Here is a 22,813-nt window from a genome sequence, read left to right on the forward strand (position 1 = left end):
GCTGTCGAGCGGGTTCCCGGCTCGGACGGGTGACCCTTCCTACACGCTGCCGCCCGGCTCCAGCAGGTCGGCGGCGATCGCCTTGGCCGCCTCGACGTCGGGACCGGGCAGCGGCACGAAGATCGCGCGGCGGTAGTACTCGAGCTCGCGGATGCTCTCGAGGATGTCGGCGAGCGCACGGTGGGCCAGGCCCTTGGCCGGCTGACCGAAATACACCCGCGGATACCAGCGGCGGCACAGCTCCTTGATCGAGGAGACGTCGATCATGCGGTAGTGCAGGAACGAGTCGAGGGCCGGCATGTCGCGGGCCAGGAAACCGCGATCGGTCGCGATCGAGTTGCCGCAGAGCGGGGCGGTGCGCGGGTTCGGAACGAACTGCTGCACGTACGCCAGCACGGCCTGCTCGGCCTCGGCCATCGTGATCGTGGAGGCGCGCACCTCGTCGGTCAGCCCCGATTTGGCGTGCATGTCACGCACCACGGGCGGCATCGCGTCGAGCGCGGCGTCGTCGGCGTGAATGACCAGGTCGACGCCCTCGCCGAGCACATTGAGGTCGGCATCGGTGACCAGCGCGGCGACCTCGATGAGCTTGTCCTTGCCCAGGTCGAGGCCCGTCATCTCACAGTCGATCCACACCAAATGATCAGCCACCCGCACAGCGTACGCCGCGACGGGATGGACCGGTGTCACCTCCTGCCCTGCCACCCTCCCGGGACGAGCGGCGCGACCTGGCAGTTTGCCCGCTTTGGGGGAAGGATCCCGCCGTTCGGCCCGCAACGGGTCTAAACTGGTCTTAACGGACGAAGCCCCCTTCGGTTACTCCGTTCCCCCCGGTGAAGGGCCCTCCACGTCGGCAGCGTGGAGGGCCCTTCCGGCCGTACGGGAAGAGGCCGCCCGGGTGTGGGGCGGCCTCTCGGATCCGGTGGATTCGTGCTGTCCCCGGCCTCAGTCGTTGCCGTCCGGCTGATCGGCCGGCGACGTCGAGCGGCGGCGGCGCCTCGGCGGGGTGCCGGACAGCAGATCGGCTGCCTCCTGCTGATACGCCGCGAGCCAAGCGGCCGGCGTCCCGCTTCCCGCCGGGATGGCCCCGGTGCTGGTCCGCAACGGGACATCCACGACCGGGCGGGCCGGCCTGGGGGTGGCCGACCTGGTCGCGGCCGCCGACGTGCCGGTCGCGGCCGCCTTTGCCGCTTTGGCGGGTGCGGCCTTCGCTGCTGCTTTGGCGGGGGCAGCCTTGGCCGGGGTCTTGCTCGCCGCCGACTTGCTCGCCTTGGCCGTGGTGGCCTTCGCCGCGGTGGCCTTCGCCGCGGTGGCCCTGGTCGCCGTCGACTTGGCCGCCGTCGACTTGGCGGCCTTTGCGGCGGCGGTCCGCGCTCTGGCCGGCTTGTCGGCCTCCGGGTCGGTGGTCTTGGAGCTACGCGTACGGGTGGTCCGCGTCTTGGGCTTGGCCGGCGTTGCCTCGGTGGCCGCAACACCGGTCCCACCGTCGTCGATCATGTCGGCGGCCGGCTCGGACCCGACAGCCGACTCGGACGCAGCCCTCGCGGCCACCGTCTGGGCCGCCTTACGCCAGGCCGCGGGCGCGGGCCGGTTCGTCCCGTTGCCCGGAAGCCGGCCCACCGCCGACGGGATCGTGGCGCTCCCATCGATACGGCTCTGGGCCTGCGCCAAGAGGTCCCGGTTCGCGCCCCGAGAACCCGCCTTCGCGTCGTCGCCCTCCTTCGACCCGCTCGCGACGGCCTCCCCGGCGCCCGCCGGGGTCGCAGCCACAGCGAACCCGTCGACATCAGCGGCCTCCCCACTGGCACCGGCCGGCGACTGGACCTCTCCCCGGGCACCGACCGGCGTCTCAGCCCCTCCCCCGGCACCGACCAGCGTCTCAGCCCCTCCCCCGGCACCGACCAGCGTCTCGGCCTCGACGGGCGCACGGAGCCCGGCCAGGTCGGTGGCGGGCGTGCCCTGGTCACGCACAGCGTCAGCACTCCCGCCCCGGGCCATGGCCTCCAACGGGATTTCGACAGACCGGGCATCCGTTGACGGCCCGGTTCTTCCCGGCGTGGCGTCGACGGAGTTGGTGTCGGGTGCCGAGGCTCCGCTCACCGACGCGACATCCCCGGCGGGGGCTGAACGGCCGTTGACGTGACCGCTCCCGCCCGCTGAAGCCGGTCGGTCGTTGGTGCGACCAGTCTGGCCTGTTGAAGCGGGTCGGCCGCTGGAGTAGCCGGCCTCGCCCGCGGAAGCCGGATGCCCGTCGGCGTGGCCAGCCGTGCCCGCGGAAGCCGGATGCCCGTCGGCCTGCCCAGCCGTGCCCGCGGAAACCGGATGCCCGTCGGCCTGCCCAGCCGTGCCCGCGGAAGCCGGATGCCCGTCGGCGTGGCCAGCCGTGCCCGCGGAAACCGGATGCCCGTCGGCCTGCCCAGCCGTGCCCGCGGAAACCGGATGCCCGTCGGCCTGCCCAGCCGTGCCCGCGGAAACCGGATGCCCGTCGGCGTGCCCAGCCGTGCCCGCAGAAGCCGGACGACCGCTGGCGTGGTTGGCCGCATCGGACTCGGGCCGCTGGGCCGGGGACCCGGTCGGGGATGTGCCACGGACCAGGCCGTGGGTCACTGACGATGCCTCGGCTGAAGCCGCGGCCGCCGGAAGGCCCTGGGCCGCATCGCCGGCGGAAGGCGCGCCGGAGACCCGCGCCGAGGCGTTCGGTGACGGCTGACGGCTCGCGGATGCCGACGCCGGGACCGGGCCGGTCCGCTCACGCGGATCCGGGCCGGGCTGGGCCGGACGCGAAACCGGTCCGGGCTCGGCCGGAGACGAGCTGCCGTTGCTGGGCCGGGACGGCGACGGGACAACCGGCCGGGGCGGAGCTGGTGGCCGCGGAACGGCCGGCCGCGGCGGAGCGGGGGCGGTGGTTGCGGAAGCAACGCCGATCTCGTCTCCGCCGTCGCGACGCTCGGTCGTGGCGCTCGGTCGGTTCTCCAGCGTGCCGGGATCCCGGCGGGCCTGGTCGGGACTGGCCTTGCGGAGGGGCCGCGCCTCGCCGGGGACCTCGGTGTCCGCGTCGGTCTGGGGCTGACGGCGGGCGGAGGCCGGCTCGGGAGCCGACACCGGGCGGCTGTCGTCGGCGCCGGGGCCGGTGTCGGCTCCCCTTGCCGGGCGGACCCCACTGGCGGATGGGGTGGCCGGCTCGGTGCTGGTCCTGGCACCCGCCGGTGAGTCCTCGGCGGGAGCGGTGAGCTTGGCGCCGACCGGGCGGGGAGCGGGGTCGGCGGGCGCGTTCGGGAGGCTACCCGCGACCGGTGGGGTCGAACCGCCGCGCCCGGCCGCGTCTGTGTCGTTGCCCCGACCGGTGGCCGGTGAGGAAGCCCCGGAGGCGGCCGGTGAGGAAGCTCCGGAGGCGGCCGGAACGGTAAGGCCACCCGCCACGGGAGCGTTCGGCCCGGACGACGACGGCCTGGGGCCGTCAGCACCAGACAGCCCGGCATCCGGCACGCCAGCATCGAACACCCCGACGCCAGACACCCCAGCACCAGACACCCCAGCGCCCGACCCACCAGCACCGGATACCCGGACGCCAGAGCCGCCAGCGCCAGACACCCCGACACCCCCGTCAGCATCGGACACCGCAGCACCCGACACTCCAGCGCCGGACACCTCAGCACCCACCGCAGCACCCGACACTCCAGCGCCGGATACCCCAGCGCCCGACGCGCCAGCACCAGACACCCCAGCACCGGACACGTCGGTGTCAGACCCGCCATTGCCGGGCACGCCAGTGCTGGGGACCCCTGCTCGGCGGACGCCGCCCTGAGCGTTCACGGAAGGGCGGCTGGACGGCGACGGGCGGGCCGCGGTCTTCGGGCCGGAGGCACTGTCGGCCGGAGACGTACGACCGGCTGGGTCGGGGTGGGACTCTCGTGAGGTCTTGCGGCCCATACGGGGCGTGCCCGTCGCGTTCCAGTCGGTTGCCCTCGGGCCGGTGATCACCGAGACCTTCTGGTTGGCCATGCGCGGGTCGCGGGCGTCGTCATCGATCTCGCCGCGCACAGCTCTGGCATCGGCCGCACCGGCCGCGTAAGCGGCGGCCACCGCGTCGATCGTGTCAGCCTCCGCTGGGTCGGGCGACTGCGTCGAGTCGGCACCAGCGGAGCCGGCATTGGCAGCAGGAACGCCAACCGGCGCTGGAACAGCGGAACCGGTAGCCGTGGACGAGCCGGTAGCGGCAGCAGAGGCGGGCATGGACGCAGCGGGGGCGGACGCAGGGCCAGCGTCAGCCGCGGCCGGAGCAGAAGCGGACGCAGCCGGAGCCGGAGTGGCCGGAGCAAGGGCGGACGCGGCGGGAGCAGACGCGGCCGCGGAAAGAGCGGGAGCAGCGTTCACAGGCCCATCCCCACCCGCAGCCGACGAGGCAGCGCCGTTGGCCGCCCGAGCCGCGGCCGACGAGGCAGCACCGTTCGCCGCCCGAGCCGCGGCCGACGAGGCAGCACCGTTCGCCGCCCGAGCCGCGGCCGACGAGGCAGCACCGTTCGCCGCCCGAGCCGCGGCCGACGAGGCAGCACCGTTCGCCGCCCGAGCCGCGGCCGACGAGGCAGCACCGTTCGCCGGCCTATCCTTGGCCGACGAGGCAGCACCATTTGCCGCCCGAGCCGCCGCGGGTGAGACCCCGGCAACGCCATGGGACGCGTCCGCGGCGGGTGAAGTCCCCGGAACCTCGGCCGCTTTCGCAGAAGACGAGGTCGAGGACGAAGCCGCAGCGGCAGGCGCGGCTTCGGCCGGACGAAGAGGCCCGTTGGCCGCGGAAGCGGCAGCGCGGCGCCGCGCGGCCTCGGCCAGCCGGGCGGCGGCCTGCGCCTCGGTCTCCCGGGCCCGCACCGGCGCCGTCTCGGCCACCCAGGCGTCCACGGCCGAGGCCTGGAACATCGGGATGTCCTCCGAAGACGAAGACGAAGACGAAATCGAAGACGACGATGCCGGCCCCTTGCGCTTGCCCGGCTTCTCCACACGCCGCGAGGCACTGCCGTCCTCAGTGAGCGGCGCCACCGATCCCCCGATGAACTGCAACGGCTCGCCCGGAGCGGGAGCCGGAGCCGGGCGCGCCGGGATGGCCGTGGCCGCCGCGTACTCGTCCGGGTCCGGCGGCACTCCGGGCGCCGCCGCGGTCAGGGCCGGGGTCGGCGGCCACGCCATGACGGCGGTGGCCGGGCCGGGCCGGATCTCGGCAAGGGTGCGGGGCCGGTGGGCGCCCACGGGCCGGCCGGTCGAGGGCAGGATCGGCATGGGCGCGCCGATGGCCCGCATGAGCTCGGGGACCTGGCTGGGTTCGACCACGTAGACGATTTCGCGGCGGCGTCCGGGCCAGGCCAGCACGACCATGCCGGCCATCACCAGCAGGGCGCCCAGGCTGAGCAGGCCCCAGGCGCTCGAGCTGAGCCAGCCGGGGCGCAGGGCCGCGCGGGCTTGCAGTTGCAGGCCGGGCTGGGCGGCCGGGTTCATCACGACGAGGCTGTACGGACCGCCCCGTACGTCGGACGGGGTCCACGAGATCTGCCCGGCGGTGGCCGTACGGGTCCAGAAGATCCCCCGCTCGGGCAGCGCGCTCGGGGCCTTGGCGCCGGGGACGATCGTGGTCGCGACGGGCAACGCGCCGGTGCCGATGTCGACCGTGCGGACGGTGCTGTGCTGCACCCCGGTCAGGTAGTTGCGCACGGCGTTGACGGGCGCGATGCCGACGAAGGCGGGCCCGCCGGCGGTGTGGGCGGTGAGCTGCAGCTGGGTGTCGCCGATGCGGGTGAACGGCGCGTCGGAGCGCAGCAGGCGGTCCACGTCCTCGACCACGATGGCGTAACCGGGTGTGGACAGCTGCTGAAGCTCGGCACTGAACTCGCCACCCTGGTCGCGGTGCTGCATGGCGGCCCAGAGGCCGGCGCCGGCCAGCAGTGACGGCAGGCCGATGGTCAGCGCCAGCATCCCGAGGATGGTTCGGAACACCCGCATCAGCTTTCTCCCCCTTGAAGCTTTGGGCAGTACTGCGCTGACCATACAGATGCAAATAACCCCAAAGTGGTCAAACAGACGCTAAATCGCTGATAGATATGTCAACGGCCCGGTTTCCCCTACGCGGGAGACCGGGCCGTCGAAACAGCGTTACCGGATCGTTGCCGTCGTGGAGAGTGTCGACTGGTCGATCTCGGAGATCCGGACCGTGATCTTGAAGGTCCACTCCCCGGCCTGGGGCAGCGCGATGTCGCCCACGGCGTGGAAGTCGGTGATCCGCAGCAGCGGGATCTCGATGGGCTCGATCCCCTTGGCGGGCAGTGCCGCCGTCGCGCTCCACTCGATCACCGTCAGCGGCTTGTTGTCGGGCGTGTACGCGTACAGGTGAATGGAGTTGTTGCCGACCGAGGCCGGGAAGACGTCGATCTGCACGGCCATCCGCTGGTCGGTCAGCGTCTTGGTGACCGTGGTCGAGGCGCCCGCCGCCTGCGAGGCCTCGGCGGACCGGGGCGGCGCGATCTGCACCAGCGCGGACGTCACGCCGATGACCACGGCCGTGATCGCCAGTTCGGCCGCCACGATGCGCCGCAGGCCGCGCGGAGACTCCTCGGCCGCCTTGGACTGCACGAGCCGCCGCGACAACCAGGCGAAGCCCAGCACGACGGCGACCAGCCCCACCTTGGCCAGAATCAGACGCCCGTACGTGGAATTGATGAGCCCGTCCAGCGAGGCGACCTCGATCAGCGCCTGGATGACGCCGGCCACGATCAGCGCCGCGACCGCGGTCGCCGCCCAGCGCGACCAGATGGGCAGGATCGCCCCGAGTTCGCGCTGGTCGGCCTTGCGCAGCAGGAAACCGACCAGCATGACCAGGCCGCCCAGCCACACCGCCATGGCTGCCAGGTGGATCGCGTCGACCACCACCGACACGCCCGCCACCGGGGAGGCAGTCGGGTGCCCGGTCAGCGGCCAGGTCGCGATGGCCGCGACGCCGAGCACGCCGAGCAGGGCCAGGTCGGTTTTCGAGTCGTCGCCGGAGCCGCGCAGCATGGGCCGCAGCAGCAGGGCCGCGGCACAGATCACACCCAGGCGCACCAGCATGATCGCCCCGAAGGTGCTGCCCAGCACGTCCCTGAGGTCGCCGACCCGCACGTCGAACAGGCCCGAGCCGGTCGAGTAGGGCGCCTGCAGCCAGATGGCGAGCAGCGTGCTGAAGATGATCAGGCCGATGCCTGTCCAGACCAGACGGCCGGGACCCGTACGGCTGAGCCGGTGCGGCCAGAGCAGCGCGAGCACCAGCGTGGGCCCGATCAGGAGCACCAGTCCGGCGTACCCGAGGTATTTGCCGACCGGGATCAGCGCCCGCACCACCGGGTCGACCTCGGTGTCGTCGACGGTCGCGGTCGGCGGGGCCGAGGCAGCGCCCACCGAGAAGGTGAGGCTGCCCCCGACGGGGTGGCTGTCGGCCGACATCACGCGATAACTCACCAGGTACGTCCCCCGGCCGCCGCCCGAGCGCAGCGGGATCGTCACACTGGTGCCCGCGGCGGCGGGGTCGCCCTGGTCGGCCCGCGAGCCGTCCGGCGCCAGCACCTGGATCTTGCCGGACAGCAGCTGCACCGACTCGCTGAAGTTCAGCGTGATCTTGTTCGGCGCGTCGGGGACGATCGTGCCGTTGCCGGGGTCGCTGTTGACGAGAACGGCGTGCGCGCTGGCCGGGGCGGCGGGGCCGAGAAGCACCGCGAAGAACCCGATCAGCAGCCCGGCGAGTGCCACCATAGGGCGACAAATCCGGCGGCGCTCAACAATCATGCCCGTCATGCTGCCCGATCCGGTCGACCCCTGCCCACCGCGGGTTGCCCGCGGCACCCGGTTCACGGGCTCGCGCAAGGAGAGGGCGTACGATGCTGGCCCATGGACGGCCTGGACGAAACGACCTCGCTCGCCCTCGCCGCCCGCGCGGGGGACGCGGTCGCGACGGCGGCGTTCGTGCGCGCGACCCAGGCCGAGGTGTGGCGGTTCACCGCCGCCCTGGTCGACCCGGGCGCGGCCGACGACCTCACGCAAGAGACCTACCTGCGCGCCTTCAAGGCCCTGCCCGCGTTCGAGGCCCGCTCGACGGCCCGCACGTGGCTGCTCGGCATCGCCCGCCGCGCCTGCGCCGACCACCTGCGTACGGTGGTGCGCCGCCGCCGCCTCGACGCGCGCCTGGCCGCCGAGGCCTGGACGGCGTCGCCCTCGCCCGACCCGGCCCAACGGCTCACCACGGCCGATCTGCTGGGCCGGCTCGGCGAGGAAAGGCGTACGGCTTTCGTCCTGACACAGGTCCTTGGACTCTCCTATGCCGAGGCCGCCGAGGTGGAGGATGTCCCCGTCGGGACAATCCGGTCCCGGGTCGCGCGTGCCCGTGACGAGCTGGTGGCAGCGGTCTCCCAGGCGCGCGCGGTCTGATCAGCCGCTTCCCAGGCAACCCTCAGCACAACCGAGGGAACCCAGGGCACAGTGGCATCGACTAATCGGGCGTGACCATGGACTTGATGCAGCGGCCTTCCCGGCTCGCGGCGGCCTGGCCCTGGATCTCCACCCTCGCGCGTCTCGGCCTGGCGGCGGTCTTCCTGATCGCCGGCGGGCTCAAGGTGACCGACCTGGCCGCCTCGGCGCGCGCGGTGAACGCGTACGACCTGATGTCCTACGACACCGCCAAGGTGATCGGGGCCATCCAGCCGTTCCTGGAGATCGCACTGGGCCTGCTCCTGCTGATCGGCATAGCGACACGGCTCAGCGCGGCCATCGCCGCGGTGCTGATGGTGATCTTCATCGCCGGCATCGTCTCGGCCTGGGCGCGCGGGCTGCAGATCGACTGCGGCTGTTTCAGCAAGGGCGGGGAGCTGACCGGCGGGCGCACCACGCAGTACGGCCTTGACATCCTGCGCGACGTGGGCTTCCTCGCGCTGGCCGGCCTGCTGATGTGGAAACCGCGGTCGAAGTTCTCGGTCGACGGGCTTCTGATGGGGGATCGATGAGCAAGGGCAACCGGGGACGGGACCGCGCGGCGGCGCAGCGGATCGTCGAACAGCAGAAGGCGGCCGAGCGCCGGCGGCAGGTGACGATCTGGACCTCGGTCGGCGTGGTCGCCGTGCTGCTGATCGCCGGCCTGATCGGCTGGGGCGTACTCGCCAACCAGGAGAAGAAGACCGAGGCTTCGCGGGTCAGCACGCCGAGCGTGGCGGTCGACGACGGCACGGCCTTCGCGGTCGGCAGCGGCCCGGTCACGGTCGACATCTACGAGGACTTCATGTGCCCGGTCTGCAACCAGTTCGAGCAGCAGACCGGCCCGGCGATCGCACAGATGGTGACCGACAAGAAAGTGACCGTGCGGTACCACCCGGTGTCCATCCTGGACCGCGTGTCCAACGGCACCCAGTATTCGACCAGGGCGGCCGGGGCGGTGGCGGCCGCGGCCGTGGACGGCAAGTTCCTCGAGTACCACAACGTGCTGTTCGAGAACCAGCCCGCGGAGGGCACCGAGGGCCTCAGCAACGACAAGCTGATCGAGCTGGGCCGCGGTGTCGGCCTGGGCGACTCGTTCGCCACGGCGGTCAGCGACGGCACGTACAAGCCGTGGGCCACCAAGGTCACCGAGACCTTCGCGTCGCGCGGCCACAACGGCACCCCGACCATCGTGGTCAACGGCAAGGTGGTCGAGGGTCCGGGCAACACGCTGCCCACCACCGAGGTCTTCACGCAGGCGGTCACGGCGGCCGCCGGGTGAGACGTCTCGCCCTGATCGTGGCGGTGGCCGGCTCGGTACTCGGGCCGGCCACACCCGCGTCGGCCCACGGCGGGGACGTCGGGGGCGGCACGGCGTACCGGACCGAGGTCGCCTCGATCACGCTCGACGGCGTCGACGCCCGTACGGTGGAGGCGGGTGCCCGGCTCGAGCTGAGCAACAACACCGGGCACTCCGTCGAGATCCTCGGCTACTCCGGCGAGCCGTACCTCGACGTGCGGCCCGGCGGCACCTGGCAGAACGTGAACTCGCCGGCCGCGTACCTCAACGAGACCCTGGCCTTCGAAGCGGCAGTGCCCCCGAACGCCGACCCGACAGCGCCGCCGTCCTGGCGCAAGATCTCGGACTCGACCACGGTGCGCTGGCACGATCGGCGGACCCAGTGGGTGAGCGAGGAGCAGCCGCCGCAGGCCGTCGCCGACCCGTCCCGCGCACACCGCCTGCGCGACTGGAGCGTTCCGCTGCGGGCACAGACCACCACGTACGAGATCCGCGGCACCCTCGACTGGGAACCGCCGCCCGTGGCCTGGAAGTGGTGGGCCGGGGCGGTGCTGGCCGGCCTGGCCGCCGCGGCGCTGGCCTACCGGTCGCCGCGATCGGTGCGAGGGATCGCGCTCGTCGCGGGGTCGGCGCCCCTCACGTACGGGGTCCTGCGCGTTCTGGACGGTGAGACCCCGGCGCCGGTGCTGATCCTGGCCGGGCTGCTGGGGCTGGCCGCGGCGTACCGGCACCCGCCGTTCTATCTGGCCCTTTCCGGGGCCGTGGTCGCGGTGTTCGGCGGCTTCAACGAGACACAGGTCCTCGCCGCCGCCGTGACCCCGACCGCCGGGCCGGGCTGGTTGGCCCGGCTCGCCGTGGTGCTGGCGCTGGGCCTGGGGGCGGGAATGGCGCTGACCGGAGTGCTGCGGATGCGGGCCGCGGAACCGGCTCCGGCTTCCCGAGAGCCGGGTCTATCGTCATCGGCATGACTGAGACCGTCCGACTCTCCGCCGGCGACCCGGCGCCCGACTTCAGCCTGCCGACCGACAACGGCGACCGGCTCACCCTCAAGGACCTGCGCGGACGCAAGGTCGTGCTGTACGCCTACCCGGCCGCCATGACCCCCGGCTGCACCACCCAGGCGTGTGACTTCCGCGACTCGCTGGGCTCGCTGCAGGCCGCCGGTTACGAGGTCGTCGGCATCTCCCCCGACGCCCCGGCCAAGCTGGCCAAGTTCCGCGAGCGCGACGCCATCACGTTCCCGCTGGTCAGCGACGAGGACAGGAGCGTGCTGACCGCGTACGGGGCGTTCGGCGAAAAGAAGAACTACGGCAAGACGGTGATGGGCGTCATCCGGTCGACCTTCGTGATCGACGAGAACGGCGTCATCGAGCGGGCCCTCTACAACGTCAAGGCGACCGGCCACGTCGCCAAGCTGCGCCGCGATCTGGGCGTCGACTCCTAAAGTCTGACCTTCCGCGGGCGATGACAATGACAGGACCCGTTCCGGGGCGCCGGTAGACCCACGGCGGCTGTCACGCGGCTTGATCCGCGAGGCGGCCGCCGTGCTGTGTGGCCGCCAGTCCGCTTTCGGCCGGTGAGCGTCTAGACTGCGTGCAACGTGTTCGCCCTCGGGGCGGATCCGGCGGGAGTGGCGTAATAGGCAGCCGCGCGGGTTTTAGGTGCCCGTGCCCGAGAGGGCGTGGGGGTTCAAGTCCCCCCTTCCGCACCGATCGCGATGATGGCCGCATGCCTGTTGAGTTCGTTCTGGATCCTCCGCTCACCGACGAGCTCCGCGCGAGCATCGTCACGCTCTGGGTCGACGTCACCAACGCCGGCGGGGCTGTCGGGTTCGTCGCGCCCGTCCGGCGTGACGACGTCGAGCCCGTGGCCGAGGCCGCCTTCGCCGGGGTGCGGGCCGGCGTGGACCACCTGCTGCTCGGTCTCGACGACGGCGAGCCGGTCGCGCTGCTGTTCGTGGTGAGCAACCGGTTCGCGCTCAAGGAGCACTGGCGGGTGCTCAAACGGGTCATGGTGACGCCCGGACGGCAGGGCCACGGCTACGGCGCCGCGCTGATGCGCGAGGCCGAGCGGGTCGCCCGGCAGATGGGGCTGGCCGGCATCCAGGTGACAGTGCGCGGCGGCGCTGGGACGGAAAAGTTCTACGAGCGCCTCGGCTACCGCGAGGTGGGCCGGATCCCGGGCGCGCTGCGGGTGGGGCCGGGTGACGACCGGGACGAGATCCAGATGTGGATGCCGCTGGGCTGACGTCGGTGCACCCGGCCGGACACGATGGGGGGAACGCGTCCGGCCGGGCGTGGTGGGGAAATACTCAGGAACAGCGTGGGGCGTCGGCCGTCAGATTCGCGTCGAGCTGGGCGGGCTGCTGCGTGGTGGGCTCGACCGTGGCCTCCTCGAGCAGCGGGGCTGCCGAGGCCGTCGTGGTGCTGGGCTTGGTGGTGGGCTTCACCGTCGGCTTCTTGGTGGCGGGCGTTGTCTTCTTCTCGGTCTTCTTGTCCGGCGTGGAGACCTCGGGCCGGCGGACGACACTGCCGCCGAGCTTGGCCGTGGTCTTCTGGGTCTTGCCGATCGCGAGCTTGATGTCGGGAACGGTGACCGAGTTCCCGTACACATCGGTGATCTTGACCTTGAAGGGGCCGTTGCCGGCGCCGCTCGGGATCGTCCAGTAGTTGAAGTCCTCGCGCGACGCGGACTTGAAGCTGCCGCCCTTGCCCGCGACCTTGACCGAGGCGAGCTGGTTGCTGTGGTTGTCGATCAGCACGCTCAGCCAGTACTGCGAGGAGCCTTCCTTCACCCGTACGGAGATGGGACCTGGGACTGACGCGCCGGGAACCGCCTTGTAGGTGATCGGGATGATCCCGTCGGACTTCACGCCGATCTTCTTGAACGCCGTGAGGCTCAGGTCCAGGTGACCCGCCGGGCACTCCGGGCAGGAGTCGATGACCTTGACGCGGGTCTTGCCCTTCGGCCCGGTCACGTCGATGTACGTGCCGCAGGCCGCGCCGCTGGAGTACTCGTTGTGCTGGCCCAGTGCCACGTACAGGTCGTCGGCGGGCGGGCTCGGGAACGAGCAGTTGCCGAGCGTGCCCTCGAGGAAGAAGTACGTCGCCTTGCCCTTCTTGGCCGTGGTCGACGGCGGGGCGGCGCAGGCGGCGCCGCTGTTCTGGAGCACGAGCGTGACCCCCAGAATTGCGGCGAGGAAGACAGCGCCCCCGGCGGCGAGCCATCGGGGCGAGAACAGACGAGATCCGGTCACGCAGAGGAACCCTGCCGCCGTACGGGCGCAGCGGCAACTTTCCTAAGACACTCCTAAGCTTCCGGCGGCCGGCTTCACCCGCTCGCGTGGAGGCCTCAGCCGTTCACCCGACCTCGACCGGGTCATCGACATACACCATTCCCGACATATCCGGTATCAGGTTGATCGCGAAGAGCAACCCGTCGCCGAAACGTCGATGCGTGCCGAGAATCCGCAACGGCTGCCGGCCCACCTCACCGGTGTCCTGATCGACGGTGGTCACCACACAGCGGGCACACGACTTGGCCGCCCGGAACCTGACCTCCCCGATCCGCACCGTTCGCCCGAGCCAGTCGTCCTCAGCCCACGGCGGCGCTCCCTCGACCACCAGATTGGGCCGGAACCGGGTCATCGGCACCGGCTCCTCCCCCGCCTCGACCAGCCAGTCGTTCAGCGCCGACAACGAACCCTCGTTGGCGAGCAACACCGGGAACCCGTCGGCCAGGCTCACCCTGTCGTCCACCCGGGCGTGCGACTCGATCGGGCGGCTGGTCGGGTCGGCCTGCCACACGAGCCGGGCGTCCCGCTCGAGGAACCGGCTGCTCCACTCCTTCTCGGCCAGCCGCACCGGCACCGGAGGCTTGCTGCTGAACACGCGCACGAAATCCTCGGGCCCGTCGACCGGCTCGTCCACCTCCAGCGGCGCCATCCCCGGCGCGTGGAGGACCAGCCCACTCGTTCTTGGCGTGACGGTCAGCCGGGTGAGGCGGGGGTCGTCGCGCTGGGTGATACCCACCCCGTCGGCGTCGACCATGAGCCAGCGGCGGTCGCCGGCCAACCCCCACGGCTCCACCACAGCGCTGCGATGCGCGACGCGATGACAGCCCTTGACCGGGTACGAGTACAGGGCCGTGATCCGCATGCCCCAGCCTGACACGCCACCCGAATCCCCGCCTCGCCGTTTGAGCGCGGACGAACTGCCCACTCGTACGCCGGAACGTCGGACAGAGCGGGCACGATCAGCACGGTGACCGGGTGCTCGTTCGCTCCGGGGGCCGCGTGCCCGTCGGCGGCCGCATCGTCGAGGGCTCGGCCGAGATGGGCGAGTTGGGCGCCGTCCTGATGAGCGCGTAGACCATTGTGGTCGCCCTCAACGCCGAGTTGCTGCGGCGGGTACGCCTGACACCGTAGCCGCCGGGCAACGGTTGACTGTGACGTCGCGTCACAGTCGACACTGATCGGGTGCGCATCGCAGAGCTGGCGGATCTGGCCGGGACCACGGTCCGGACGATCCGCTACTACCACCAGATCGGGCTGTTGCCGGTTCCCGAGCACCGTGACGGTGTCCGGGACTACGGCATGTCGCACCTGGCCCGGCTGGTGCGCATCCGCTGGCTGACCCGAGCCGGGGTGGGGCTGACACAGATCGCGGCGATGATCGGCGACCCGGCGCCACCCCCGGCCGGCGCCGCACCACCGGATCCGGCGCCGGTCCTGGCCGACCTGCGGGCGACGGTCACCGCCGTCGAGGAGCAGCTGCAACGGCTGCGGGATCAGCGCGACCGGCTCCGAAGCCTGATCGGCGCGGTGGAACGCGACGGTTCGCTGTCGCCGATGCCCGCGGCGATCGTCCGCTTCTACGACCACATGCACGCCCAGGCCGCCGATCCACAGACCCGCCGGGTGATCCGCCGCGAGCGGGACTTCATGGAGCTCGCCTTCTATCGCGGTGACATGCCGCCGGAGTCGGCACGGGCGTACGAGGGGTTCACGGAGGCGGGCCTGGCCGAGAGCTCGGCGTTGTTCGGCCGGATCGCGGACCGGGTGCGCCGCGGTGGCGATCTCGACGACCGGGAGATCGACGAGATCGCCACCGCGGTGATCGACCGGGTCAGCCGTCACCTCGGCGCCGACCTGCCGCGGGTGACCCGGTCGATCGATCCGGAGATGGCCCGGCGGGCGGTGGAGCTGTACGTGCGGCTCACCGAACCGGGCGAACAGCGCGTCGCCCGGGTCATCGGCGACGCGGTCCTGACCATGATCGAGAAAGGGAGAGCGCAGTGACCGAGCTCATCATCGACGTCCACGGACTGGTCAAACGGTTCGGCGCGTTCATCGCCGTCGACGGTCTCGATCTGCGGGCCGGTCGGGGCGAGGTGCACGGTTTCCTGGGCCCGAACGGGGCCGGCAAGTCCACCACTATCAGGGTGCTGCTCGGCCTGTACCGCGCTTCTGCGGGCCGGGTCCGGGTCCTCGGCCGGGATCCGGGCCGGCACGCCGCCGAGGTCACCGCCCGGGTCTCGTACGTTCCGGGCGAGGTGACGCTCTGGCCGAACCTGACCGGGCAGGAGGTCCTCGACGCGTTCGGCGGTCTGCGCGGCAGCCGCGACGCCACTGCCGAGCGCCGCCTGGCCGACGCCTTCGCGCTCGACACCCGCCGGCTGGTGCGCACCTATTCGAAGGGCAACCGGCAGAAGGTGGTCCTCGTGGCCGCGTTCGCCGCCCGTACGGATCTGCTGGTGCTCGACGAGCCCACCTCCGGGCTGGATCCGCTGATGGAGGAAGTGTTCCAGCGTTGTGTCCGCGACGCGGTCGAGGCCGGTCGCACCGTCCTGCTGTCCAGTCACATCCTGGCCGAGGTGGAGGACGTGTGCGACACGGTGACCATCATCAAGGACGGCAGGCTGGTGGAGTCGGGCCGGCTGGCCGACATGCGCCACCTCGCCGCTTCCACGGTCACCGCCCGGCTGCCCGCCAGGCTTGCCGACTCGATCGTCGCGCGGCTGCGCCAGGCCGGCGTGGCGGTGGAACCCGATGCCGGCACGATCCGGCTCGCCGTACCACGTGACCGGGTGCCCGCGGTGCTGGGCGTGCTCGCGGACGCCGACGCGGACGACATCACGTGCACCCCGGCGAAGCTGGAGGACCTGTTCCTGCGGCACTACGAGGTGGCGGCTCGATGACGCTGACCCGCCTGCTCGTCCGCAGGCACAGGCTGCTGCTCGCCTGCTGGCCGGCGCTGCTGATCGCGCTGTGCGCCACCGCGCAGGCCTACCAGGACACGTACGCCACCGAGGCGCAGCGGCACACCGCGGTCGAGCTGGCCCAGCAGAGCCCGGCGTCCACCTTGCTGTACGGGCGGCTGCCCGATCCCGGCACCCCGGCGCAGCTGTACGTGTGGGAGATCGGCGCGTTCGTCACCATTCTCGCCGCGATCATGGCTGTTCTGGCCGCCGTCGCGGTGACCCGTGCCGTCGAGGACGACGGTTCCCTCGAACTGCTGCGCAGTTGCGGGCTCACCCCGCTGCGGCCCCTGCGCAGCGCCCTGACCGTGCTGATCTCGGTAGCGGCTGTGCTGACGGCCGGTTGCGCCGGCGCGATCATGGCCACGGCAGGTCAGGTGGACGGGGTGACCGCATCGGGCGCGGCAGCGTTCGCCGTCGTGGTCGGGCTGACGTTCCTGCTGGTCGCCTCGGTAACGGTGGTGCTGGCGCAGGTCGCGCCGGCGGCTGGTCAGGCCCGGCTGCTCGGCTTGCTGGTGGTCGGCGCCGCGTTCGCCGTTCGGGCGATCGCCGACTCCGGGCAGCTCGATGTCCTCAACACGGTCAGCCCGCTCGGACTGCGCGCGACGGTCGAACCCTTCACCGCCGACCGGTGGGCCGCCCTGCTCCCCGGGTTGCTGGCGTCGATGGTCCTGGTCGCCACCGCTGTGCTTCTGCAGGCGCGCCGCGAGTTCGGGGCAGGACTGATCCGGCGGCACGACACTCGCACCAGCAGGCTGCGGGTGCGAACCACCGCCGGGTTGACAGCCCGGCTCACCCGGTCATCGCTGCTGGCTTGGACCGTCGCGGTCGCCGCGATCGGCGCCCTGTTCGCCGCGATGGGTTCCGGCGCCATCGAGCAGCAACGCAACGGCGAGGTGGGCGGGTTCCTCGGCAGCCAGCTCGGCGGCGGTGATCCTGCCGCCGGTTATTTGTCCTACTGCGGCACGCTGGTCGGGATCGTCGTGTCCGCCTTCGCCGTCCTGTCGATGCTGGCCGCCGGGCGGGCCGAGGAATCGGGCATGACCGGCCTCGTGCTGACCGCCGGTGTGCGCCGGTGGGTGCCGGTGGCGGCGCAGGCCGCTGTCGCCGCTGCCGGCTGCGCGGTCGTTCTCACCGTCACCGGGCTGCTCACCGCGGCGATCGCGCCGGCCGTGATCGACGGCGAGGACATCGCCGTGCGTAGCCTCGCCTACGTCGTTGGGCAGTGGCCGGCCGTGGCGGGCATGATCGGCTGCGCGACGCTCCTGGTCGGCGCCGCCCCACGGCTTTCCGCGCTGGCGTGGCTGCCCCTGCTGGCCAGCGGTGTGCTGGCCCTGCTCGGTGACCTGCTGGGCGTTCCGGGGCGGGTTCAGCAGTGGGGGTTCTTCCAGCATGTGCCGGACGTGGCCGCCGCGGCGCCGGACGGGGTCGCGCTGCTGCTGCTCACCGGCACCGGTGTGGCCCTGGTCGTGGCCGGCGCCGCGGGTGTCACCCGTCGTGATCTGCGGGCCGGGTGAGCCGGGCGGCAACGACAAACGGCGCCCGGCCACTGCCGGACGCCGTTCGAGAACTCGCTTTCTGGGGAGCAGTTGGTCGTCACACCGCCGGCTCCGGCGCGGCGGCCAGACGCCGTGCCACGAGGAACAGGGCATAACCGATCAGAGCGATGACGACCCCGAGCCCCATCGCCATGGCGGCGATGCCGAACGAGACCACCGACGTGAACAGTGAGGCCCGCAGGAAGGAGCCGTTCATGACCGTTGCCCGTACCGGGTCCTCGCGGTCGAGTTCGGCGTACGTCTTGCCTTTGCTCGCCTCGAGTGCGTGCTTCTCGATGACCTGTGCTTCGGAGTACGCGGTCAGCGGGCCGTCGATCTTGTCGCCGGCGAACCAGTCGGCGTCCTCGGAGACCGTGATCCGCTCGTCGGCGAGCTGCGACTGCACGGTGAACCACGTGACGGCTCCGGCGGCGACCATGACCAGTCCGGCCAGCATCAGCAGTAGGGCGATCAAGCGAACAGGCTTGGCAACACCAGTGGGGTTGGCCTTGGCGGTCGTGGCGCTCATCAGAACTCCTCTATGGCGAAGATTCGAGCTGCCACCCGTTACCGGATCCACCGGAACAACCTCGTCAGCTCGGCATTGATCTTTTCTGCCAATGAATTTGCCAGCCACCGGGCCCTCTGAACAGGGCCGAAGGACCCCGGCCACAGGTCCCGACTCCGCGGGTCCGAAGCGGGCCGGACGGCCCTGCCACACCCCACCCGGGTCGGGTCAGGATCACGGCGTGGGTCAGTCGCGCAACTCGATCACCTGGTCGGACGGAAGGCGTGGGGTCCGGGCAGGACCGCCGTTCGCCGGGTCGGGAACACCCAGTCGCATGACGAAATGCGGTATGCCGATCGCACCGATCGTCCGCTCCAGTTGGCGCCGGGTGAACGGCACCTCGACCGGGCTGCTGATCGGCACCAGCGTGACACCGTGCTCCGTGGCCAGCAGCCACATCGCACTGAGCGCCACGCCGGCACGCAGCCAGTCGACCGCTTCGTCACCTGTCCCGTAAAGAACGGCGTAACTGGCGGCATTGTCGTGTCCGGGTCCAGGGACGAGGGTCCCGGTCGTGCCGAAGTCCCGCTCGGCGACGGTCGTCAGGGGCGCCTGAGCGGGAATGCTCGCGTCGGGGATGCCTGCGCCGTCGGCCCGGTCGCCGCCGACCCACGCCGCGGTCTCGGCGCGCAGCTGTTCGTCGGCGCTCTCGGTCTTCTGCGCGCGTTCGACCAGAACGGCGAGTTCGATCACCTGGTCGCGGGTCAGCAGATGAAGCCGCGCGCCGGCCTGTTCGGCTGCTGCCGTCAGCGCGTCGAGGACCGCGGCGGGCACCGGTTCGTCGCTGACCGTGCGCCGGTCGGTGTGCCGCGCCGGCAGTTGCTCGAAGGACCGGATCGCCGCCGGGTCGGCAACGCCGCGTTCCCGGAGGCGAAGCACGGCCAGCGGGTCGGCAGCGACGAGGTCGACGTCGTACCGCCAGCCGTCAGCGTCCAGCGCGACCCGCGCGTGATGCAGCGCGGCGCCGCAGCTGAGCAGCAACATCTTGCCCTCTGGGTCCTGGACCTGCAGTTGCCGGCCGGCCATCGGACGAAGTTCCATCCGATCGCTGTGCACGGTCCACCGCCACGGCTGGGTGTTGTGGATCGACGGCGCGAACCGGGCGGCCTCGGCGGCCAGTATCAGCGCTGGACGGGTGTCCGTGTCATCAACCATGAGTTTCCTCCCGCCGCGGGGGACACAGCACGCCCACCGAACAGCGTCGACCGGATGCACACATTGTCACCTAAGCAGGTTCCCGGCCCGCGGGAGCGCAAAAGGTGTGAATCACCTGGTCACGACCGTGTGCGTCGCCTCGATGACCGGTCCGGCGGCGCGCCGGGAACGAGTGATGCCCCAGGCGACGAACGCGGCGGCGACCAGGGTGAGCGTCAGCCCGGCGACCGTCGCCGCCTGCTCGAACTCCGCGGTCTGCTCGTGGCTCCACTGCGACGTGGTGAGGCTCCCCGTGAACAGCGCGGCCAGGACAGTGCCGGTCACGGCGAGTCCGGCCCCGGAAGTGACCTGGGTGGCGGTGTCGGTCAGGGCCGCGCCGATCGTCGTACGGTTCTCGGGCAGGCCCCGCAGCACGTTGATTCCCGCCACCACGCCGACGACCCGCATCCCGGCCGCCACGAGCACCAGGGCCGAAGCAATCCAGACGTAGCCGAGCCGGCCCAGCAGCCCGTACACGGCAAGCCCGGACACGACGGCCGAAGCGCTGAGCCAGGCGGCCCGCTCGAGACCGGCCCACCGCACGAACGGGCCGACCAGGGCGCCGCCCGCGATCAGCACCACGACCTGCGGCAGCATGCCGACGGCGGCGAGCGCGGGCGACCAGCCCCAGTCGAGCTGCAGTTGCAGCGTGACGAGGTAGCCGAGACCGGCGGTGGCCAGCCCCGCCGCGGCTTTGTAGGCGAGGCCGCTGGAGACGAGCGGAAGCGCGACAAGTTTCAGGTCGAGCATCGGGTTCGGGGTGGCGCGCTCGCGAATGATGAACAGAACCGCCGTCATGAGGGCCGCGCCGGTCACGGCCCAGGCGCCAGGACTCCCGTCGACGAACAGCGTCGGCGCGATCAGGGCGAACACGATGGTGGCCGTGCCCAACAGCGCGCCGGGCAGGTCGGCCGGGTCGCGGTGCAGGTCAGCGGGGTCGTCGGCGGCGATGCCGAGGCGTACGCCGATCAGCGCGAGCCCGGCGATCGGCACGTTGACCAGCAGCAGCACCTGCCAAGGGGCGACCACGAGCACGAGCCCTCCCACAGTCGGGCCGACGGCCAGCCCGACCAGCCCGACAGTCGAGATGAGCGTGGTGGCGCGCACTCGAAGTTCGTCGGAGGCGAAGAGGCGAAAAGCCAGCGCGAGCGACCCGGGCGTGGTCATCGCGGCCGCTACCCCCATCAGAGCCCGTACGGCAATGAGCTGCTCAGCGGTGCTGACGAGAGCGGTCGCCGAACTCGCCACGCCCAGCAGCACCAGGCCCGCGAGCATGACCCGGCGCCGGCCGATCCGGTCGGCCAGGGCGCCGAACGCCAGCATGAGCCCGCCGAGGACGACCGCGTAGGCGCCGGTCACCCACTGGAGTTCGACGGCCGTGGCGTGCAGGTCGCGCCCGATCGTGGGCAGCGCGACGGTGAGGATCGAGTTGTCGAGCATCTCGACCAGGAAGACCGCGGACAGCCCGGCCAATGCCGTCCAGGCCGTACGAAGAGAGGTAGGGGTCATGACCTAACTTATACTCGGTAAAAGTTTCGACCAGGTATATGATTAGCGTCATGGGTCTTCGTGAGCGCAAGAAGGGGCAGGTACGCCTGCAGATCTCCCACGCCGCCACTGAGCTGATCATCGAGCGGGGCTTCGACGCGGTGAGCGTGTCCGAGATCGCCGAGCGGGCCGGCGTCTCGCGGATGACGGTCTTCAACTACTTCCCGCGCAAGGAAGACATGTTCTTCGACCGCGTCCCGCTGATCCGCGACCGCATCGCCGCCGCGGTCCGCGAACGCCCGGCCGGGCAGACCCCCCAGGCCGCCCTGCGTGACGAGGTTCTGCGACTGGCGGCCGAGAGCATCGAGCCGCCCGGCCACCGCGAACGGATGGCCGAGTTCTGGCGGGTCGCGAACGACTCGCCGGCCCTGCGCGCCCGCGCCCGCGAGATCGCCGAGGAACTGGAGGACCTGGCGGCCACGCTCTTCGCCGAGCGGCCCGGAGTCGCCGACCCCGCGATGTCGGCCGCGCTGCTCACGGCGGCGTTCCGAGTCTGCCTGCGAGACCTGGCCACCGGCGAAGCCTCACTCGACGCCGTGCGAGCCCGGATCCACCAGGTCTTCGACGCCATCCGCCAGACCCTCTGAGACCCGGACCCGGTCGGCGATCTCCGGCCTCGCTACGAACCCGGCCGCCTTGTACGTGGCGACGCCGCCGACGTTGGCACTCGGCGTGCACACGCGCACGCTCGTCGAGCCCATCTCGTGCAGCGCGGCCGCCCCGGCGATGGTGATGGCCCGGCCGTAACCGCGACCGTCCGCGAATCCTGCATCCCGACGGCGAGGATCCGCCCGTCCCGGCTCCAGGTCCGCACCGCCGCAGCCGTCAGGGCCGCGCCGAACCGGTAGTTCCAGCCGATGTCCCCGGGATGCAGTTGCATCGGCGCGTCGTCGTGCTGCCACTCCCGCAGCGCCGCAACAGCCTCGCGCACCCCGTCGACCGCCGGGGTCCCCAGCACAACCGCCATGGCTGGGATCAGACTCCCCACCCCGGCGCCGCGCAAGCCATTAACTGGTCAAGCACTGCGACCCCTAGCGCTTTGAAAGTTTTTATGCATAGAGTGCTGGGGTGAATGGCGGGGTGATCAAGGCGGGCGAGCGGGTCCTCGATCTGTTTGCCGGGGCGAGGCTCACACCGACGCAGCGGCGGATTGCGCACTGTCTGGTGGAGCATGCGAGCAAGGCCGCTTACCTGTCCGCCGCTGAGGTGGCCGATCTGGCCGGGGTCAGTCAGCCGTCGGTGACCCGGTTCGCCATCGCGCTGGGGTATGAGGGGTATCCGGCTCTGCGGCGGGTGTTGCGTGAGCTCACCGCGGGCGCCGACGCCGACCCCGGCGGGGAGCACAACGCGATGCAGGGGGCGGTCGCCGCGGAGGCGGAGCATCTTGGGCGCCTGGTGGATCAGCTCGAGCGGCTTGACGACGTACGGCGGGCTGCTGAGCTTTTGATCGTCAGCCGGCCCCTGCCGGTGCTCGGGCTGCGGGCGGCGGCGCCCCTCGCCGGGTACTTCGGGTATTTCGCCAGCAAGGTGCACCCGGATGTGCGGGTGCTCGACGCCGGCGGCACGTCGCTGCTCGACCGGCTCGATCAGGCCCGCGCGGCCGGGGCCGGTGCGATGCTGGCGCTGGTGCTGCCGCGTTATCCGCGGGAGTCGCTGGAAGCCGTCCGGGAGGCCAAGGCGATGGGGTACGCCGTGGTCGCGATCACCGATTCGGCGGTCAGCCCGGTCGCCGAGCACTGCGACGTCGTGCTGCCCGCGGCGGTCGGCACCCGGCTGGTGTTCGACCTGCACACCGGGCCGATGGCGATGGCCATGGTGCTGCTGCAGGCGATGTGCGACGCGGACCCGGAGCCGGTGCAGTCCCGGCTCGAAGCGTTCGAGGCGACAGCCGCACGCCGCAACATTTTCCAAGCGTAGGGAAGGGCAACC

19 protein-coding genes and 1 tRNA gene are annotated in these 22,813 nt (G+C 71.7%); 12 read left to right on the forward strand and 8 right to left on the reverse strand.

Going from position 1 to position 22,813, the window contains the following annotated elements; translation table 11 throughout:
- Positions 1-39: 39 nt before the first annotated feature.
- The 3 genes from orn to C8E87_RS10385 form a co-directional block, all read right to left on the reverse strand.
- Positions 40-657 carry an oligoribonuclease gene (gene orn, locus C8E87_RS10375; protein WP_133876749.1) on the reverse strand — a complete coding sequence of 206 codons (618 nt, stop codon included), beginning with the start codon at positions 655-657 and terminating at the stop codon, positions 40-42.
- 288 nt (positions 658-945) lie between these two features.
- Positions 946-5,988 carry a hypothetical protein gene (locus C8E87_RS10380; protein ID WP_133872891.1) on the reverse strand — a complete coding sequence of 1,681 codons (5,043 nt, stop codon included), beginning with the start codon at positions 5,986-5,988 and terminating at the stop codon, positions 946-948.
- Between the two features lie 150 nt (positions 5,989-6,138).
- Positions 6,139-7,809, reverse strand: coding sequence for a copper resistance CopC/CopD family protein (locus C8E87_RS10385; protein WP_133872892.1), 1,671 nt, complete (start codon positions 7,807-7,809; stop codon positions 6,139-6,141).
- Between the two features lie 93 nt (positions 7,810-7,902).
- Here C8E87_RS10385 and C8E87_RS10390 point away from each other — a divergent pair, with 93 nt between their 5' ends.
- The 7 genes from C8E87_RS10390 (at position 7,903) to C8E87_RS10420 (ending at position 12,025) form a co-directional block, all read left to right on the forward strand.
- Entirely contained in the window at positions 7,903-8,439 is a 537-nt protein-coding gene (locus tag C8E87_RS10390; protein WP_133872893.1) for a sigma-70 family RNA polymerase sigma factor, read from the forward strand.
- Between the two features lie 77 nt (positions 8,440-8,516).
- Entirely contained in the window at positions 8,517-9,011 is a 495-nt protein-coding gene (locus tag C8E87_RS10395) for a MauE/DoxX family redox-associated membrane protein (RefSeq protein WP_133876750.1), read from the forward strand.
- A complete protein-coding gene (locus tag C8E87_RS10400) occupies positions 9,008-9,760 on the forward strand; it encodes a DsbA family protein (RefSeq protein WP_133872894.1) in 753 nt (250 codons plus the stop codon). Before C8E87_RS10395 ends, C8E87_RS10400 begins: the two co-directional genes overlap by 4 nt.
- On the forward strand, positions 9,757-10,746 hold the full coding sequence (locus C8E87_RS10405; protein ID WP_133872895.1) for a hypothetical protein: 990 nt from the start codon (positions 9,757-9,759) through the stop codon (positions 10,744-10,746). Before C8E87_RS10400 ends, C8E87_RS10405 begins: the two co-directional genes overlap by 4 nt.
- Positions 10,743-11,222 carry a thioredoxin-dependent thiol peroxidase gene (gene bcp, locus C8E87_RS10410; protein ID WP_133872896.1) on the forward strand — a complete coding sequence of 160 codons (480 nt, stop codon included), beginning with the start codon at positions 10,743-10,745 and terminating at the stop codon, positions 11,220-11,222. Before C8E87_RS10405 ends, bcp begins: the two co-directional genes overlap by 4 nt.
- A gap of 180 nt (positions 11,223-11,402) precedes the next feature.
- A tRNA-Leu gene (locus C8E87_RS10415) sits at positions 11,403-11,486 on the forward strand.
- Between the two features lie 20 nt (positions 11,487-11,506).
- On the forward strand, positions 11,507-12,025 hold the full coding sequence (locus C8E87_RS10420; RefSeq protein ID WP_133872897.1) for a GNAT family N-acetyltransferase: 519 nt from the start codon (positions 11,507-11,509) through the stop codon (positions 12,023-12,025).
- A gap of 64 nt (positions 12,026-12,089) precedes the next feature.
- Here C8E87_RS10420 and C8E87_RS10425 read toward each other — a convergent pair whose 3' ends face one another.
- Together C8E87_RS10425 and C8E87_RS10430 are read right to left on the reverse strand one after the other, a co-directional pair.
- On the reverse strand, positions 12,090-13,034 hold the full coding sequence (locus C8E87_RS10425; RefSeq protein ID WP_133872898.1) for an expansin EXLX1 family cellulose-binding protein: 945 nt from the start codon (positions 13,032-13,034) through the stop codon (positions 12,090-12,092).
- A 103-nt stretch (positions 13,035-13,137) separates the two neighbouring features.
- Positions 13,138-13,935: an MOSC domain-containing protein gene (locus C8E87_RS10430; protein ID WP_133872899.1), complete on the reverse strand. Its 798-nt coding sequence runs from the start codon at positions 13,933-13,935 to the stop codon at positions 13,138-13,140.
- Positions 13,936-14,255: 320 nt separating this feature from the next.
- Between C8E87_RS10430 and C8E87_RS10435 the strand changes: the two genes are divergently transcribed.
- The 3 genes from C8E87_RS10435 to C8E87_RS10445 are packed head-to-tail and all read left to right on the forward strand — an operon-like array spanning position 14,256 to position 17,553.
- Positions 14,256-15,077, forward strand: coding sequence for a MerR family transcriptional regulator (locus C8E87_RS10435; protein WP_133872900.1), 822 nt, complete (start codon positions 14,256-14,258; stop codon positions 15,075-15,077).
- On the forward strand, positions 15,074-15,976 hold the full coding sequence (locus tag C8E87_RS10440; protein WP_239079967.1) for an ABC transporter ATP-binding protein: 903 nt from the start codon (positions 15,074-15,076) through the stop codon (positions 15,974-15,976). Before C8E87_RS10435 ends, C8E87_RS10440 begins: the two co-directional genes overlap by 4 nt.
- Complete coding sequence (locus C8E87_RS10445) at positions 15,973-17,553, forward strand: efflux permease Rv1217c-related protein (protein WP_133872901.1); 1,581 nt, start codon at positions 15,973-15,975, stop codon at positions 17,551-17,553. Before C8E87_RS10440 ends, C8E87_RS10445 begins: the two co-directional genes overlap by 4 nt.
- A 79-nt stretch (positions 17,554-17,632) precedes the next feature.
- Here the strand turns inward: C8E87_RS10445 and C8E87_RS10450 are convergent, their stop codons facing one another.
- The 3 genes from C8E87_RS10450 to C8E87_RS10460 all read right to left on the reverse strand — a co-directional run bounded on the left by C8E87_RS10450 (position 17,633) and on the right by C8E87_RS10460 (position 20,845).
- Positions 17,633-18,103: an aromatic ring-opening dioxygenase LigA gene (locus tag C8E87_RS10450; protein WP_133872902.1), complete on the reverse strand. Its 471-nt coding sequence runs from the start codon at positions 18,101-18,103 to the stop codon at positions 17,633-17,635.
- 225 nt (positions 18,104-18,328) lie between these two features.
- Positions 18,329-19,297, reverse strand: coding sequence for an Acg family FMN-binding oxidoreductase (locus C8E87_RS10455; protein ID WP_133872903.1), 969 nt, complete (start codon positions 19,295-19,297; stop codon positions 18,329-18,331).
- A 111-nt stretch (positions 19,298-19,408) separates the two neighbouring features.
- Positions 19,409-20,845, reverse strand: a complete 1,437-nt coding sequence (locus C8E87_RS10460; RefSeq protein WP_133872904.1) for an MFS transporter — start codon at positions 20,843-20,845, stop codon at positions 19,409-19,411.
- 50 nt (positions 20,846-20,895) lie between these two features.
- On the opposite strand from C8E87_RS10460, the gene C8E87_RS10465 reads away from it, so the two are divergent.
- Complete coding sequence (locus C8E87_RS10465; protein WP_166661142.1) at positions 20,896-21,471, forward strand: TetR/AcrR family transcriptional regulator; 576 nt, start codon at positions 20,896-20,898, stop codon at positions 21,469-21,471.
- Positions 21,472-21,952: 481 nt separating this feature from the next.
- Positions 21,953-22,801, forward strand: a complete 849-nt coding sequence (locus C8E87_RS10475) for a MurR/RpiR family transcriptional regulator (protein ID WP_133872906.1) — start codon at positions 21,953-21,955, stop codon at positions 22,799-22,801.
- The last annotated feature ends 12 nt before the right edge of the window (positions 22,802-22,813 follow it).

Source organism: Paractinoplanes brasiliensis, from assembly GCF_004362215.1.
Taxonomy (GTDB): Bacteria; Actinomycetota; Actinomycetes; order Mycobacteriales; family Micromonosporaceae; genus Actinoplanes; species Actinoplanes brasiliensis.

Coding starts and splice junctions, on each gene's coding strand:
- C8E87_RS10460 (WP_133872904.1), bottom strand. CDS start 20,845: ATGACCCCTACCTCTCTTCGTACGGCCTGGACGGCATTGGCCGGGCTG.
- C8E87_RS10445 (WP_133872901.1), top strand. CDS start 15,973: ATGACGCTGACCCGCCTGCTCGTCCGCAGGCACAGGCTGCTGCTCGCC.
- C8E87_RS10430 (WP_133872899.1), bottom strand. CDS start 13,935: ATGCGGATCACGGCCCTGTACTCGTACCCGGTCAAGGGCTGTCATCGC.
- C8E87_RS10455 (WP_133872903.1), bottom strand. CDS start 19,297: ATGGTTGATGACACGGACACCCGTCCAGCGCTGATACTGGCCGCCGAG.
- C8E87_RS10395 (WP_133876750.1), top strand. CDS start 8,517: ATGGACTTGATGCAGCGGCCTTCCCGGCTCGCGGCGGCCTGGCCCTGG.
- C8E87_RS10380 (WP_133872891.1), bottom strand. CDS start 5,988: ATGCGGGTGTTCCGAACCATCCTCGGGATGCTGGCGCTGACCATCGGC.
- C8E87_RS10465 (WP_166661142.1), top strand. CDS start 20,896: ATGGGTCTTCGTGAGCGCAAGAAGGGGCAGGTACGCCTGCAGATCTCC.
- C8E87_RS10390 (WP_133872893.1), top strand. CDS start 7,903: ATGGACGGCCTGGACGAAACGACCTCGCTCGCCCTCGCCGCCCGCGCG.
- C8E87_RS10450 (WP_133872902.1), bottom strand. CDS start 18,103: ATGAGCGCCACGACCGCCAAGGCCAACCCCACTGGTGTTGCCAAGCCT.
- C8E87_RS10400 (WP_133872894.1), top strand. CDS start 9,008: ATGAGCAAGGGCAACCGGGGACGGGACCGCGCGGCGGCGCAGCGGATC.
- C8E87_RS10385 (WP_133872892.1), bottom strand. CDS start 7,809: ATGACGGGCATGATTGTTGAGCGCCGCCGGATTTGTCGCCCTATGGTG.
- C8E87_RS10420 (WP_133872897.1), top strand. CDS start 11,507: ATGCCTGTTGAGTTCGTTCTGGATCCTCCGCTCACCGACGAGCTCCGC.
- bcp (WP_133872896.1), top strand. CDS start 10,743: ATGACTGAGACCGTCCGACTCTCCGCCGGCGACCCGGCGCCCGACTTC.